The sequence below is a fragment of the Paenibacillus sp. LS1 genome, from assembly GCF_026013365.1.
Classification (GTDB): domain Bacteria; phylum Bacillota; class Bacilli; order Paenibacillales; family Paenibacillaceae; genus Paenibacillus.
Window position 1 is genome coordinate 722,950 of sequence record NZ_JAPDOE010000001.1, and the last position, 16,048, is coordinate 738,997.

The following is a 16,048-nucleotide window of genomic DNA, read 5'->3' on the forward strand; positions in this document are numbered from 1 at the left end:
ACATCGTTTTGGATAAATGTATAAAACCTGCGTTTCGTTTGTGCTTGATGCATTATGATCTATCGAAAGCTAACACAGTCTCTCTTTAACCACACGTTAAAAGAAGACAAACAGGCCAACCAGACTGCCTGGCTGACCTGATCATGTTATTAAATTATACATGAATCAATTTCACAATACCTTTGGCTGCTTCAATCAGGGCTAGATATAGATCAAAACGATTCAATTTGTCTATATCTAGTTACAAAAATCCATTTTTATCGAGTTATGAAATTGATTCACATAATCAATAATCTTCTCCTGTTGTGTAGTCTGTCTGATACGATTCATATACATGATTCAAAATGCGTTCCAATTCCAGTTCTGTATCCGCGTCCCAGAAACTAGTCTCAGACAGTGGTACATGTACACCTGAATAGTTAGCGCTACGCATAATCTTGCGTGCCCCCTCATCTCCATGCAAGGACAACAGAGGTCCAATCATATGGGAGCGAAAAGCAACAGGCGGTTTACCTCCCTCACCGTCGGTAGCTGCGACATAGTCACTCAGCTTGTGGGTAGCCAGTGCTGTGGTCACCAGATTGATATCCTGTGCTTGCAATAAAGGCTGATCCCCCAGAAGCATGAGGATGCCCTCCGGTTTATACTCCATGGCGGACAATACGCCAGAATGAAGAGAATTGGCCATGCCGCAGGCATAGTCAGCACAGACTACAATACGAAGTCTTGCTGTGGGATGATAGGCATACGTGGCAGAATCAAACCATTTTACAGGTAGCCATGCCAACGAATCTTCCGGTTTGACCACACAAACCACTTGATCCAACTCCGAATTCAGCGCAGCTTCCAATGACCATGCAGCCAGCGACCTTCCGTCAGGCATGACAACCGAGAGTTTATCCCGACCAAGGCGACGACTCTTACCTGCTGCCAGAACTATGCCCGTCATTCGCATGTGCAACGCTCCCCTTCTGCACCTCAGAACTCAAAGAAGAGACCTTATGTTTACATGCGATCAATTCAGCTGCAATGCTGATGGCGATCTGTTCGGGACCGTCTGCTCCGATACTCAAACCAACGGGAGAATGCACATATTTCAACGGTGGGAAGCCATCCAGCAGACGGGCTGTTCGTGTTTTGGAACCCATGATGCCAAGGTACGCATACTCACAGTTCACTACCATCTCCAGCAGTTCACGTTCGCGTGGGAAATTGTGACTCATGAGAATCAGATAATCCCGATTGTTCACGTTTAACAGAGGCATAATCTCACGTGGGAAACCAAGTACAAGTTCAGCTTCAGGGAATCGTTCCGAGGTACATAAGGACTCTCGCCAATCGGCTACAACTACTCGGAATCCTGCAGATCGGGCGAGTCTGGCAACAGGAATAACATCATTCCCGGCTCCGATGATAATCAGGCGAGGTTTAGGCGTGTATAGCGAAGTATGTTGCTGCGGGAGGTTCCAGGGATTCGTTGAAATCGTGTTATTTGTCGCTATTTCAGCATCAGCCTCAGAGATATGTTGTGAATTAGCGGACAGATGGGAAGAGTGAGATCCGTTTGACGTAGCAGTTACCACTTCAGGCACAAGCGTAAGGCGAGGTATTTCGGGAGAATGTTGTGTGGATGCTGTATTCTCATGCTTGGTATTTCCGCTGCTGTGTTGTTCATCACCCTGCAATGGTGCTAGATTATGATTTACCACGCGATCATGACGAAGGACAAGCGAAGGACGCAAGTTTGGCTCGTGGCTCGTTTCCGCAGGCTCAATCCGTTTCCAGCCATATTGAACCTTCGTATAATCATCTTGGAACATTCGGGTTAACGCTGTTGTAGCCCCGGTTTGCAAACACTCATGCATCTTCTGCAACGTATGTCGGAGTTCACCACACACAGGTTCAAGCAACACAACAACGAGTCCACCACACCCGATCGTCTCACCCCAAGACAGATCATCCTCGGGACGCATATCGTATTCCGCGAATTCCATCTGCTTTGTATCCAGCACATGGCTCACCCGGGCCTGAAGATCACTCTCCAGGCATCCCGGACTGATACTGCCAACCATTTTGCCATCCTCGGTCAACAGCATAGAGACTCCCTGCTTACGGTAAGCATGACCCTCTACCTTGATCGCTGTTGCGAGCACGCAACGCGTTTCACGGGCTGCGATTGCACACAGATCATGCATTTCCATATCGGTCTCCATCCTTTCTGGAATCGCATAAACTTCCTTCAATCAGATGCGCTTCATCAATCTCGCAATGCTCTTATCCGACTCACGCAGCACAATGCCACGATCGATCGTCTGAATCTTACGATTTTTGAGCACGATACTTCCATCGATAATCACGGTGTCCACACAGCTTCGTGTTGCAGAATACACTACGCGGGAATATACATCCGTCTCATAGGAAGGATACGTGTGGAAATCATCCAGATCCAGCAGCAGCATATCTGCCTTTTTGCCCACTTCGAGACTGCCGATTTCCTTCGACAAGCCGAGCACCTCTGCACCACCCATAGTAGCCATGCGCAATACCGTCCGTGCATCCATCACCGTTGGGCCATGAGGAATCTTCTGCATCAGGGCCGTGAGGCGCATCTCCTGAAACATATCCAGATTGTTGTTGCACGCGGCACCATCGGCCCCGATCCCAACCGCGATCTGACGATTCAGCAGATCCGGAATATCCGCTACCCCGGAGGAAAGTTTCATATTTGATCCAGGACAGTGAGTGACTTTGACACCGCGCTTGCGGATGATCTCTTTCTCTTCCTCACTTAGCCATACACAATGAGCAAGCACCAATCTCGGGGTAGCCAGACCGATATGATCGAGGTATATGATGTTACGCATTCCGCGTTCGTGTTCTACCAGTTCAATCTCTCCGCGATTCTCGGAGGCATGGGTGTGGACTTTGACATGATATTTATTCGACAGGTCTCGCACCTCTACCAGCAATTCTTCGGTACACGATACTACGAAGCGTGGACAGAAAGCATACTGAATGCGTCCTCCGCCAAACCCGTTCCATTTTTCCAGCAGATCCACACTCTGTTGCAACGAAGTCGCTGTATTCTCCCGCAGGGGTTCCGGAACCTCGTCTCCATGATCCATCATAACCTTGCCGGAAATGACCCGAATGCCGCTCTGTGCCATCGCCTGAAATGCCGAGTCTGTGTGATGTACCGTCTCCATATCCAGAATGGTCGTAGTTCCACTGGAGATCAATTCGCCGAGTCCAAGCATTGCCGAATAATAGACGGACTCCTCATCATGCGCTGCTTCCAGCGGCCAGATGCGTTGACGGAGCCAATCCATCAGTTCCAGATCATCCGCACGTCCACGGAACAAGGTCTGACACAGATGAATATGCGTCTGGATAAAGCCTGGTAACAGCACTTTGCCGCGAGCATCAATGACCTGATCAGCCTGAACGTCGATGTGAGCTGCAATCTCCTTGATTTTATTATCCTCGATCAACAAATCTCCAATGAATACTTCCTCTTCTGAATTCATCGTCACAAGCTGTGCGCCCTTCAGCAGGATCGTTCCCATGCCAATCTCCCCTATCTGTGTCTGTCTGTATAGTTAAACTTATACGTGTTCAGCTAGCCGTTACCATCCAATAGCCATACCGTCGCCCCTAGGGTCTGCTGCGCCGCTAATCATGCCGTCCTCACGAATGACAATGCCTTGCGACTGTCCCATAATACCGTCCCACGGCGCTCTGGCTTCAACGTTATGTCCCCACTGGGCAAGGGTTGCACATACGTCATCATGATATCGGTTCTCCACACGCATCGTATCGCCTTCTTCACCCCAGGTACGTCCGTACACCCAACGCGGCAGGCTGATCGCTTCCTGGATGTTGAGCCCGTAATCAAGCACTCCGGTAAGCACCGATAATTGCGTCTGCGGCTGACCTTCTCCTCCCTGCGTGCCCACGAGCATATAAGGTTTGCCATCTCGTGTAACGAGGCCCGGCATGAGAGTATGGAATGAGCGTTTATTCGGTTCCAGCACGTTGGCATCTCTCGGATCTAAGGAGAAAAACGATCCCCGGTTCTGCATGATAACCCCCGTATCCCCTGGTACATACGCTGCACCGAAGTCAAAATACAGGCTTTGAATGAAGGAAACGGCATTGCCTTCGCTATCGACAACCGCTGCATACGCCGTGTCCTGACCTATCGTTTTGGACAAAAACGGCTGTGCCACAGGTGGAGCAGATTGAATCTCATTCCACAATTGGTCTCCGTATTCCTTGGATAACAGATGATCCAGCGGAATGTCCCTGAAATCCGGGTCCGTCAGATAGCGGTCACGATCCCGAAACGCCTTTTTCACAACTTCCGCCATCAGATGATAGAATTCCGGTGAGGTCCGTGCTACAGAGGACAGATCCGTATGCTCCAGCATATTTAACATCATCAGCATCGAGAATCCCTGCGAGTTGGGCGGCATCTGATGAACTTCATAGCCACGATAACCCGTACTAACAGGTTTCACCCACTCACCCCGATGACCCGCAAAGTCCGCTGGCGCAAGCATGCCCCCATCCTCACGAATAGCCGAAGCCATACGATCCGCAAGCTCCCCTGTATAAAAAGCATCTCGCCCTCCCGTCTGAATCAGACGAATGGAGGTAGCGAGTTCAGACTGGATCAGCAGCTCACCTTCCTGCAAAAGTGTACCCGAAGGGGCAAATACCGCTCGCAGCGGTGTATGACCCAGTATGAAATCTTCATCCCTTTCCATCCACAGGCGGAGATTTCGGGATACAGGGCATCCTTTCTCCGCATACTGCGCGGCAGGTTCAAGCAATTGCTCCCACGGTAACTTTCCGTATCGGGACCAAACTTCCCACCAAGCATCCACCATTCCCGGAACCGTGATGGCACTAAGCACACCGCGCTGAGGAATGGCATTCATACCCATCGCTTTGAACGTATCGGCATGAATGCCTGCGGCTGAGCGGCCACTTCCGTTATAGGCGGTAATCTCACCGCTCGTTCCATCATGAATCAGGAAGAAGGCGTCCCCGCCAAGTCCGGTCATATGCGGATATACCACACCTAGTGCTGCACTGACCGCAACAGCAGCATCGTAAGCATTCCCGCCTTGCTGAAGGATGGAGCTACCTACTGCACTCGCCAGGTAATGAGGAGTGGTGACCATGACCTCTCTGGAGATTGGCATTTGGTTTAACATAAGGCGCCCTCCTTCCCTGCATACACATCCATCGCTGCCTGCACCGCTTCACCGGCTGGTAATACGTGACGATGACGGAGAAGAACAGCTTCCAAAGCTCCGAGCACATGAAGTACATTTTTGCGTTGGCAGCTGAATCCCATCGTACCGATCCGCCAGATTTGTCCTTTCAACGGTCCGAATGAACTGGCAATCTCAATGCTGAAATCATTCAGCAACATGCTGCGCACCGACTCGCCATCGATCCCCTCAGGAATCGTGATACAAGTGACCACCGGAAGTTTGCTGGACATATCCCCATACAACTGCAATCCCATTCCCTGAATTCCGGCGACCAACGCACGTTCATTCACCCGATGTCTCTGGAACCTGGCCTCCAACCCTTCTTGCAGCAGAATGCGCAACCCTTCGTGAAGACCGTAGAGCATGGAAGTTGCCTCCGTATGGTGGTTCAACCGTGCTGAACTCCAGTAATCCTGCAATTGGCTCAGGTCAAAATAATTGCTGGCAATGGTGCGGCCTTCTGCCCGCGCACTGGTTGCATCTCGCAGTCCGCGTTCAACTGTTTTGCGGCTCATCAGTTTCTGCTCCACACGACTGTTGTACGTGAGAGGTGCCATCCCTGAAGGAACGGACAGGCATTTCTGCGTGCCGCCCATCACCGCATCCAGATGCCAGGCATCCGTCTCCACGGGTGTGCCGCCAATGGTTGCCACAGCATCTACAACGAGTAAAATATCAAGCTCGCGACAGGCTTTGCCAATCTCGGCGAGGGGTTGCATCTGTCCGGTGGATGTTTCACCGTGAACCATCGCAACCAGACTCGGTTTATGGGTATGAATCGCCTTGATCACCTCGTCCGGATCAAATACCGTTCCCCATTCCGTTTCAAAAAAGACAACCTCGGCACCACAGCGTTCCGAGATTTCAACCAGCAGATGTCCGAATCGACCGTAGATCGGGACGAGAACTTTGTCACCAGGCTGGATCAGACTGACCAACACAGCTTCAATGCCTGAACGGGATGTACCGTCTACCGGATAACACCACTCGTTTTCTGTCATGTATAACTCACGCAGCATCTCCATCGTCTCGTTCATCAAGGATGTGAATTCCGGGTCAAACTGACCCAGGATTGGAAAGGATAACGCTCTAAGTACGCGTGGATCAACCTCAACGGGTCCCGGGGTCATAATGGTCCGCAAGGACGGAGATAACTCTTTATAGTTGGACATCTGCATTCAACTCCCGTAACCATATTTATAGAGTAGCCGGACCAGAACCTGAAAACCGTGCATCAGGTCTGCTTCAGCTGTATATTCAAGTGGATTATGACTAATACCGTCCTGGCTCGGCACAAAGATCATGGCCGTCGGACAAGCCGGCTGAAAAATCTGCGAATCATGTCCCGCCCCGCTTGGCATTGGACAATAGGACAATTGCTCCTGCTCACAGATATCTTGAATGTCCGCGATCATCTCTGCACTCATAGGAATGGGCGTCACCGACAGATGTTCCTCCCAGTCCAGTCCGAGCTGCTGCTCGGCTGCGATACGACTAAAAGCCTGGAGCATATCTTTCCAGCAGCGATCAATACTCTCCTGCCGGATATGGCGGATATCCAGTGAAAACACCGCCCGGGCAGCAACCACGTTCCCAACACCCGGATCGGCTGTGATTCGTCCAACCGTGGCTACCAGCGGTTCTCCTGCTTCCAATGCGATATTCCTTACCGCAGCAATCATCTCGGCTGCTCCGGCAAGTGCGTCCTTGCGCCAGGACATCGGCGTCGTTCCCGCGTGGTTTGCTTCTCCGCTGACAGTAATACTGAACCGCTTCTGACCTACGATATCGGATACAACTCCTATCGAATGTCCGAGACGTTCCAAAACCTGACCTTGCTCAATGTGAAGCTCAATAAAGGCACCGTAATTTTTGGCGGCAGGTCTATATGCACTATCGGGTCCAAAGCCTGCATCCCGGATCGCTTGTGCAAATGTAACGCCGTCTTGATCCTTCAAATGCTCTACGTCTTCCAGAGCCGTTATGCCTGTTATACTGCGTGAACCCCAATACGCGAAAGGAAAGCGACTTCCCTCTTCTTCACATAGCGATACCACTTGAAGCGTGCGTTTCGGTGCTCCGAAATGCTTCTGTAAATACTCCAATGCCAGGACTCCCGCTACCACACCGTAAGCACCATCATACTTGCCACCATACACGACAGAATCAATATGCGATCCGGTCACAATTGGTAATTCCTCAGCACCCATCGCTGATTCCTTATCCTCGCCCTTCAGTGTTCCATACAGATTACCGGACTGGTCGAACTCGGGAGACAGTCCTTTCTCCTGCATCTTGGCAGCAAGGGCACCCTGTGCTTCACACCAAGCCGAGTCATACAACAGTCGTGTAACGCCACCCTGTGCATCCGCACCATATGTCGACAACCAATCAAGCATGGCTTGCAGCTCCACCTGTTCCACATTCGGTAAAGGAATAGGTGGATTATTCGTACCAGATGACCGGTATACTCCAGATTCTGTCATGGCTTCTCCCCCGTTCTCGCCTCAATGGGACTAGAGGAGTGGGCTGCAATGTGCTTCCCAATAGGTTCAGGAGATAATCCAGATTCCGAGTTATATACCCGTTGCCCACGACAGAATACGTCTGCAATGCGACAGTTAAATGTACGTCCCACATAAGGGCTCTGTTGATGTGTATAGAGCAGATCCTCCGTGTTCAGGGTTGTGCTTTTCTCCCAGTCAATCAAGACGAGATCGGCATCCATGCCAATTGCAATCTCTCCTTTGCTCTTCAGACCAAGCCTTCTGGCAGGTTGCAGGGAGAGCACTCTTCCGAGCAACGGGAGGTCGATATTGCGCTGAAGATGTCCGTCCTCCAGCATGATCAGCAGTGTGCTTTGTGCCCCTGATATACCGCCCCAGATTTCAAAAAAGTTATCAGATTGTTTCATGGATGGCGGACATGGCGAATGGTCCGAAGCAATAACATCAATCAATCCTGAAGTCAGTGCATCCCATAACTGCTCCTGTTCAGATAAGCTGCGAAGCGGTGGAGCGCATTTCGCTACAGCACCCAATCGGATCACATCCTGATCAATTAGCGTCAGATAATGAGGGCATGTCTCCGAAGTGACATCCTGCCCACGCCGTTTGGCCGCTGCAATCAGATCCAGTGCTTCCCGGGTACTAATATGCACGAAATGAAGCGCACAACCGGTCTGTTCACCATACTTCAACGCCCGGGCAACCGCGACGACTTCGGCTTCAACAGGACGGGACCGGACATAGTCCATTGGTCCAGTCTTTCCCTCCGCAATGCTTTTCGCGCCGAGTTCAGCAACCATGCCTTCGTCCTCTGCATGAAGTGCCAGCACCCGGTTTAATTTTGCAATTTCATGCATCCCGTCCAGTAGCGTATGGTCATCGGCTCTGGCAAAGATATCTTCCCCTTCTCCACCCGGCTCGGACATAAATGCCTTGAATCCGGCAGCACCCAACCGTGACAGTGGAGCCAGTTCCTCACGATTGCCGGGAACCAAGCCTCCCCAGAAGGCATAATCAACATACGATTGTTCTGTTGCTGCTTTCTTTTTCATCTCCCATGCGTCCGGCCGTGTAGTTGGCGGTACGCCGTTAAGCGGCATATCGACATAGGTTGTGATTCCACCTGCGGCAAGGGATGCCGATCCAGACCGAAACCCCTCCCAACTGGCGAGTCCGGGTTCATTGAAGTGTACATGAATGTCCACTACACCCGGCATCACCGTAAGGCCTTCAGCTTCTATAAGCCTAGTCGTTTCGCCAGCGGCCAGCCGTGTCGATATGTCTGTTATTTTTTCACCAGTAATGCCAATATCCAGTTGCTCTACCCGATCTTTCAGAACCACTCGGGCCCCCCGGATGATGGTATCAAATGTTGTCATATGGATGACCCTCCCCCTGAATCAGAACCGGATGTGTGCATACTCAGCTTCCCCGGTATGTACTGTAACCTCCTGGAGCAATCAATAATGGAATGTGGTAATGGCTTGAGGCATCAGATACCGCAAAACGAATCGGAACAATTGTCCATAGCGCCTGCCCCAACTCCTCCAATGAACGCTGTGCGTAATAACTCTCGACATGGAATTGAAGCTCATATATCGCTTGCTCCAGCTTGCCGCCATCCAGCAGTGGTGTATCCAAACGTCCATCCGCATTGGTCACCGACTCCGCAACTTTTGTCTTGCTTTCCTGCTCTCCATCCCTTTTCAAGGTATACAGCTCGATCCGAACACCTGCAGCAGGCACGCCTTTGGATGTATCCAGCACATGTGTTGTAATTCGTCCTTCAGACATCGACATTAGATATCACCTGCTTTCCCGGACTCACGGCCGTCTGTTCCCAGATCATCCCTGGTCATCGAGAAACCCTGGAATCCATATGGCGGTCTCGGCTCGGTAAACACTTTGCCTTCCCCCTCTTTCACTTCCTCCAGCACCGTCTCCCAGGTCCGATTGTTGGATTCAAATGAAACCTCACTCAGTTGCTCAAATCGACTTAACAACCTTCGTCCAATCTGATAGATCAGATGTTGAATGGAAGCGGATCGGCACTCATGAAATACCGCCGCAGCCAAATCCCTGACCTGTTCCGCCGCTACATACCGTCCACGCTGATCATCTATACCGTCTCTCGGGTCCTCATAACGCCAATTAATATTCAGGAAAATAAATAACGGTCGATCCCATGTCTCTGGAAGAGTCGTATATTCATCCTGCATAAATCCGGCAAATTCACTGCCTTTGACCTTGATCAGTCTTAGATCGGCTACACCACTGAAATGGTTGCTTAATTCAATTGAGTCTCCTGTTCGTTCTGCTTCCACGGCAGCTGTTGCACGATCATTCTGCGAATAACGGAATACGAGTGCACTCGGTCGATAACTTCCTTCCAATCCAATCGGTATATCTTCAAAAGGAATCTGGTCCGCTGTCATCTGAACCTTGCTCATCTGCGGATACGTCTCCAGGAAACGCCGACTTACCAGCGCAAGAAACCCTTCCACCGTCGCCCCTGTGTAATCCGCTGCATGTCTAAGAATGAAATTCTTCATCGAATCGGTTGCCACCACCAGCGAATTATCCCCTTCTGCAAAAGAAGGCAAGAATTCATCGCCCTGCACAGCGACCTTAATGTTCAATCCAAACAGAATATTGCTGCGTCCCATAAACGGAGATTCCGGAATGGACTGTATATCCGTCAACGGCTTGGCGTAGGAACGGTACATCCACACATCCCCTTTGCCGTAATACATGGTCCGCTGCTGTACTGCGGCTGGCTTGCTTACAAACTCATGTTCATGACCGATCTGTGCGAGCCATTGCTCCAAGCGAATGCCCGCAATTTTGAATACTTCCTTCAAAGCAGTCTCGAATTCTTCTTCCCTGCCTCGGCGATGACGTTGCCTCATGGATTCGAGGATGGAGCTTGCGGTATGGCCTTTCACGGCCAATATGAATGGAAAGCCAAATTGGCTTGTATATGCTTTGTTTAATTGTAGAAGTTCGTTGTATTGTTCCCGTGACAGTGAATCAAGCCCTGCACCAGCCTGTTCTTGAACGGAGTTGCTGCTCATGCTGATTCGTGCTCCAAGATCCGGGTGATTTCGAAGCAACTGCAACTTCACCTGGTCATTCGATGCATGAACCACGTTCTTCATCACATTCATCATCTGTTCAAATGAATCGAAAGGTCGTGAAAGCCCGGAACGCTCAGCCACCCATGGTGATTCCTCGAATAAGCCGCCAAACGTATGCACGAATTGCGTGATAGACCAGTTGTTAACAAGTTTAATTAAGTCGCTCATGTTAGAACCTCCGGTCTGTTGTAGATTATTGTTCTTCATTCTAAGTGTCGTTCAATACCGCGACAACAATATTTACGCAATTTTGTAATATAACATAACATCAGAGTTGTGATTTGTTTGCTGTGCACGGGAAAATCAGCTTTCGTTATCCTCGAACACAAAGAAACCGCACTCCATCAAGGGAATGCGGTTCTTGGGGTTCTGACCCGTTGCATTGTCATGTTGCACAATATGCGGTCTAGAGTTGAACATTGTGGGGTCTTGCAGCTGCTTTGTCCCGCACAAACTTGCGGAAGGTGAATACCAGCTTTAACTTAAGCAGATCATTTGTCTTTTTAAAGTCCATTTGCAGTAAGCTGCCGACTTTCTCCATCCGATAGGTGACCGTGTTCCGGTGCACAAACAGCTGCTTGGCAGCTTCATTGATCAATCCGTCATTTTCGATAAAGGACTCCAATGTATTCATCAGCACCTGATTGGGATCACCGTCCCTGGCAAGTAACGGTTCAAGTACTTTGTTGCAGTAGTTCTCCATGATGTTATCCGGTACATGTTGAAAAACGTAGGCAAATTCAAGCATTTCAAATTGCAGCGCACGGTCTTTCATACCGAACCGACGAGCCAATTGTCGAGTATCCAGACACTCCTGGTACGCTTCACGGAGCGATTTGGGCTCATGCTTCATTTTGCTGATCCAGAATCGCGGAGCCGGCGCTCCTTTCGCTTCTTGTGCTGCCAGAACATCACCGAACCGGCTCAACAGAAAACTCGACAGCTCCTCTCCGTAATCTCGCCCTGTTGGACAGGTGTATATAGACAGAATGCCATCTTCGATCTGAAAATGCTGTGAGGCCGTAAATTGCATCAGCGGATTGTATTGCAACTCGCGATGAATCTGTTTCAGTAGCTTTCCCTCGGCAAACACAGTTGGCTCAAGCGTAATCAGCACGCACTGATAGGTTCCCTGGAACAAATGGACACCTTTGTTTTCGCTCAAGGTGGTCAATTCCTGAACCGTCATTTTGTTGTCCAAATACTGTGAAAGCAGTGTGCGCATCTCATCTTGCACGGTCGGATTAATATGCTCACGATAAGTCATATCCATATAGAATGCCAGTACATCAGCAGCCTGCTGGAACAGCTCTTCTTCTGCTCGAAGCGATAGGGCTGAATCCGTAAACACAAGCAACGATCCGTACTCTTCATCATTTTGCTTAATCGGTACGCGATGACAGCTTCCCTGATTCCATTTCACTCGATGCATGACGGATTTCCAAGGCCAGCCTTGTGTTACCGCATCTCCCGCAATGCCTTCACTGCCATAGAGCACATGCCCACGAGAACCAATGACGGCAAGCGGATAGTTCAATACCGTGGCTAGTTCTGCAAACACATTCCGGTGTGGCTGCTGTTGCAGCGCAAACTGCATTAATTTCTTCTGCTTCTGCACGACCTCATGCAGCAATCGGTTACTGCGTTCATGTTCAGCCTTGAACAAGGCATTCATCTGGTCGGAGAAAGTGAATTGAAAAGGAAGCTCAAGCAGCGGTAAACGAAGTCGATCGGCTTCCTCGACAATACCTTGGGGAATGGACTGCCAGAAACGCCCCAGCTTGATGCCGAGTCCTGCACAGCCACGTTCATTCAAGCGCCGCATCAAACGTAGTGCATCCGTCTCGCTGTCTTTCATAATAAAAGCGGTGGTGAACAACATTTCTCCGGATTTGATCCAATCCGCGATATCAGGAGCGTCCATGACGTTAACGGATTTCATCATCCGTGAAGTCCCTTCTCCACCCGCAACCAGTTTGGCCTCTGACAACGGGTATACCTGTAAAGCCTCTTTGACCGTAAGTTGCATGGACACTACCTCCCATATATATAACACATAAATGTGTTATTCTCGTTCCTACATCTTTATTTTGGATTATATTTCTAATTAAATATATATTCATCCATTTAACTCGGTTTATTGTTAAGTATTATAACATCAAATTCCAGAATAAAGCTTACACGGCAAAAAAATAAAACCTATGACCTAATTACAGCGCACTCTCCTGTAATCGGCATAGGTTTTCAGATCAGATTTCCAATGTTTCGTGATTGATCCATAACTTCATTCGTGATAATACTTCTTTGATATTCAGCGGTTTGCTGAGATAGTCCGAAGCGCCTGCTGCAATACATTTTTCCCGATCCTCTTTCATGGCCTTGGCAGTCAGCGCAATAATCGGAAGCTGAGTCAGACCAAGTCGTTCGCGGATCTGGCGAGTTGTCTCGTAGCCATCCAGTTCAGGCATCATGATATCCATCATGATGATATCAGGTTTGACTCCTCCACGCTCCAACAATTCCAGACACTCGTACCCGTTCTGCGCTGAAATGACATTCATGCCGTATTGCTCAAGAGCGTTAGCCAGAGCATATACATTACGTATATCATCATCAACGACCAGCACTTGACGGCCGCTCAGCAACGATTCTTCCAACGGTGTCAATAAAATATCCGATTGAGCCGGGATCAATGAAGGAAGTTTATTGATCTCTGGCGTGGTGCTAGCCACCTCATTCAGGAACAACCGGGATGCTTGGATGGTCTCAGGTTCATCTCTTCGCAGTGGCAGGAACAGCGTGAACACACTGCCATGTCCTTCACGGCTTGTTGCCGAGATTGAACCACCCAGCAGGGTCGCAAGCGATTGAGAGATGGACAAGCCCAAACCGGTTCCTCCGTATTTACGTGCTGTAGCTCCATCCGCCTGTTTGAATGCATCGAAGATCTGCAGGAGTTTGTTATCCGCAATCCCGATCCCTGTATCACTGACGGAGAAAGCAATCACGTCGGTCTCTTGGCCGTTCTCTTCAAGGTTCGCCAGACTCATTCTGGAGATGGTTAAGGCTACTTCACCCTCACTGGTGAACTTGAATGCGTTCGAGAGCAGATTTCGGAGAATCTGATGCAATCTCATCTCATCTGTCACGATCACTTCCGGCAAAGGACTTTGGAGCTGAATACGAAAATCTATTTTTTTCTGTTCCGCTGTTTTCAAGAAATACTGATTCATGACTTCAGGCAGACTGCCCAGGTAGACATCATCGAAATCCACTTCCATCTGTCCGGCTTCCACTTTGGATAGATCCAGAATATCGTTGATCAGATTCAGCAGGTCCTTGCCTGATTTGTGAATGACTGAAGCATAGTTCTGCTCTTCACTATTCAAGTGTTGATTTTTGTTTTCAGACAATATTTCCGATAAAATCAACATGCTGTTGAGCGGTGTCCGCAGTTCATGGGACATGTTCGCCAAAAACTCTGATTTGTACCCCGAGCTCGTTCGTAACTGATCCGCCACAACCGAGAGTTCATTGGCTGATGTCTCTGCAGCGCTCTTCTGTACTTCCAGGCGATCGTTAAGCATATGAAGCTCTTCGGTCTGCATTTGCAGTTCCTCTGTCTGAGACAGCATTTCTTCGGTCTGCGCCTGAAGTTTCTCCGATTGTGCCTGTAATTCTTCATTCAGAACTTGTGATTCATCATATAATTGCTGTAATTCCATACGAGTGACGGTGGAATGTAGTGAAACACCGAAAATGTCCGTCAGTTCTTGCATCAGCTTCATGTCACTCTCTTGCAGCGGCTTCATTGAAGCAAGCTCAATTACCGCAATAGTTCTGCCTTCGAACAGGACCGGTACTACGGTAAGTGATGCCGCAGATGCATACCCGAGACCCGAAGAGATTCGGATATAGTTTTGGGGCAGATCATTCATGCGCAACACTCGCTTCTCGACAGCACTTTGACCCACAAGACCCTCACCCGGGGCAAGCGACACTTTACCGAGTGAACGTTCTTTCTCTCCATCCGCAGCATATGCAGCCACGCGCAGCAGTCGATTATCTTTCCAGTAATACAAGACGCTATAGGGAATTTCAAACAGGATGGCAAGCTCGTTCAGGAACAAGCGTGACAATCCCTCCAGCGTAGTCGGGTTCTGCAAAAGTGTGGCAATGCCTGTGATCTGGTCCTTGATCCGATTCTGTTCCTGCACTTCATCCAGCAACTTGTTCGTTTCATTCCCCAGATCACCCACTTCATCACGTGTTCGCACCTGAATTCGCTGCTTCAGGTTCCCACCTTTGGAAATATCACTGATCGTTTGCATGACATCTCGTAACGTTTTGACGATATTCCCTGAGATTACGATCGCAGCGGTAATTGATAATGCTGCAATAACACCCCAGAGCGTATACATAATCGTCAACAGTGTGGAGCTACGTGCGGCAAGATCAGTTACCCTTGCTTCCGTCAGCGCAATTTCGGTGTTACGGAAGGTCGCGAGCTGGGTTCTCAGCAAGTCAATTTCAGATTTACCCGGATCAGACTGGAAGAAAGCAATTACCTGTGCTTGATCCCCTTGCTTTTTCAAGTTTACCGACGGTTCCCCAGCGATCTCAATCCAGCGTGTAATATGTGATTTGATATTCTGCAGACTCTGCTGCTGTGAAGGATTGTCACTAATGAGAGCATTTAGCTGATCATAGTTCGTATTCCACTGCGAGAGGCCTTGGGAATAAGGCTCCAGGTAACTTTCATTGCCTGTAATCATGAATCCACGCTGTCCTGTTTCCATGTTCAAGACATTTTTTTCAATGGCGTTTGTCAGATTATGTACTTCCAGATCATGATGGCTGATAAAATCATTTTCCTTCTGTAACACATTGATTTGGGCCGTAAGCACTAGTAAAACAGCACCAAACAAAAGCACAACTACAAGATAGCCCAATAGAATTTTGGAGCGTATCGTAAATCTTCTCGTTTTTGACAACGCGGAAACCTCCAAATATATACGAATCCCATTCATGTACATTAAAACTGTTGCATATGTAGTTTATATGTATACGTATAGTCTGACAAGCTTTAAGTTCATCCATCTGCATAAGAAAAACGACC

At 49.2% G+C, this 16,048-nt stretch carries 11 protein-coding genes; all 11 read right to left on the reverse strand.

All coding sequences use genetic code 11. The features are described from left to right. Positions 1–286: 286 nt before the first annotated feature. A complete protein-coding gene (locus tag OM416_RS02905; RefSeq protein WP_264926832.1) occupies positions 287–955 on the reverse strand; it encodes an NTP transferase domain-containing protein in 669 nt (222 codons plus the stop codon). Beyond that, entirely contained in the window at positions 921–2,201 is a 1,281-nt protein-coding gene (locus OM416_RS02910; RefSeq protein WP_264926834.1) for an XdhC family protein, read from the reverse strand. The genes OM416_RS02905 and OM416_RS02910 overlap by 35 nt, the downstream gene beginning before the upstream one ends. 42 nt (positions 2,202–2,243) lie before the next feature. Next, complete coding sequence (locus tag OM416_RS02915) at positions 2,244–3,566, reverse strand: 5'-deoxyadenosine deaminase (protein WP_264926836.1); 1,323 nt, start codon at positions 3,564–3,566, stop codon at positions 2,244–2,246. A gap of 60 nt (positions 3,567–3,626) precedes the next feature. After that, complete coding sequence (gene ggt, locus OM416_RS02920) at positions 3,627–5,222, reverse strand: gamma-glutamyltransferase (RefSeq protein ID WP_264926838.1); 1,596 nt, start codon at positions 5,220–5,222, stop codon at positions 3,627–3,629. Then, entirely contained in the window at positions 5,216–6,457 is a 1,242-nt protein-coding gene (locus OM416_RS02925) for a pyridoxal-phosphate-dependent aminotransferase family protein (protein ID WP_264926840.1), read from the reverse strand. The genes ggt and OM416_RS02925 overlap by 7 nt, the downstream gene beginning before the upstream one ends. Before the next feature lie 6 nt (positions 6,458–6,463). Next, the gene (locus OM416_RS02930; protein WP_264926842.1) at positions 6,464–7,771 is read right to left on the reverse strand and encodes a Zn-dependent hydrolase; all 1,308 of its coding nucleotides are present in this window, start codon (positions 7,769–7,771) and stop codon (positions 6,464–6,466) included. After that, positions 7,768–9,171 carry an allantoinase AllB gene (gene allB, locus OM416_RS02935; RefSeq protein WP_264926844.1) on the reverse strand — a complete coding sequence of 468 codons (1,404 nt, stop codon included), beginning with the start codon at positions 9,169–9,171 and terminating at the stop codon, positions 7,768–7,770. Before allB ends, OM416_RS02930 begins: the two co-directional genes overlap by 4 nt. A gap of 43 nt (positions 9,172–9,214) precedes the next feature. After that, the gene (gene uraH / locus OM416_RS02940; RefSeq protein ID WP_264926846.1) at positions 9,215–9,592 is read right to left on the reverse strand and encodes a hydroxyisourate hydrolase; all 378 of its coding nucleotides are present in this window, start codon (positions 9,590–9,592) and stop codon (positions 9,215–9,217) included. After that, the gene (pucL, locus tag OM416_RS02945; protein WP_264926848.1) at positions 9,592–11,097 is read right to left on the reverse strand and encodes a factor-independent urate hydroxylase; all 1,506 of its coding nucleotides are present in this window, start codon (positions 11,095–11,097) and stop codon (positions 9,592–9,594) included. The genes uraH and pucL overlap by 1 nt, the downstream gene beginning before the upstream one ends. Before the next feature lie 238 nt (positions 11,098–11,335). Next, entirely contained in the window at positions 11,336–12,958 is a 1,623-nt protein-coding gene (locus OM416_RS02950; RefSeq protein WP_264926850.1) for a PucR family transcriptional regulator, read from the reverse strand. Positions 12,959–13,178: 220 nt separating this feature from the next. Further along, entirely contained in the window at positions 13,179–15,923 is a 2,745-nt protein-coding gene (locus tag OM416_RS02955; protein WP_264926852.1) for a CHASE3 domain-containing protein, read from the reverse strand. Positions 15,924–16,048 lie beyond the last annotated feature (125 nt).

Excerpts from the sequence above, each read along its gene's own strand:
- OM416_RS02930 (WP_264926842.1), bottom strand. The coding sequence starts at position 7,771 with ATGACAGAATCTGGAGTATACCGGTCATCTGGTACGAATAATCCACCT.
- uraH (WP_264926846.1), bottom strand. The coding sequence starts at position 9,592 with ATGTCGATGTCTGAAGGACGAATTACAACACATGTGCTGGATACATCC.
- OM416_RS02910 (WP_264926834.1), bottom strand. The coding sequence starts at position 2,201 with ATGGAAATGCATGATCTGTGTGCAATCGCAGCCCGTGAAACGCGTTGC.
- pucL (WP_264926848.1), bottom strand. The coding sequence starts at position 11,097 with ATGAGCGACTTAATTAAACTTGTTAACAACTGGTCTATCACGCAATTC.
- allB (WP_264926844.1), bottom strand. The coding sequence starts at position 9,171 with ATGACAACATTTGATACCATCATCCGGGGGGCCCGAGTGGTTCTGAAA.
- ggt (WP_264926838.1), bottom strand. The coding sequence starts at position 5,222 with ATGTTAAACCAAATGCCAATCTCCAGAGAGGTCATGGTCACCACTCCT.
- OM416_RS02905 (WP_264926832.1), bottom strand. The coding sequence starts at position 955 with ATGCGAATGACGGGCATAGTTCTGGCAGCAGGTAAGAGTCGTCGCCTT.
- OM416_RS02915 (WP_264926836.1), bottom strand. The coding sequence starts at position 3,566 with ATGGGAACGATCCTGCTGAAGGGCGCACAGCTTGTGACGATGAATTCA.
- OM416_RS02925 (WP_264926840.1), bottom strand. The coding sequence starts at position 6,457 with ATGTCCAACTATAAAGAGTTATCTCCGTCCTTGCGGACCATTATGACC.
- OM416_RS02950 (WP_264926850.1), bottom strand. The coding sequence starts at position 12,958 with ATGCAACTTACGGTCAAAGAGGCTTTACAGGTATACCCGTTGTCAGAG.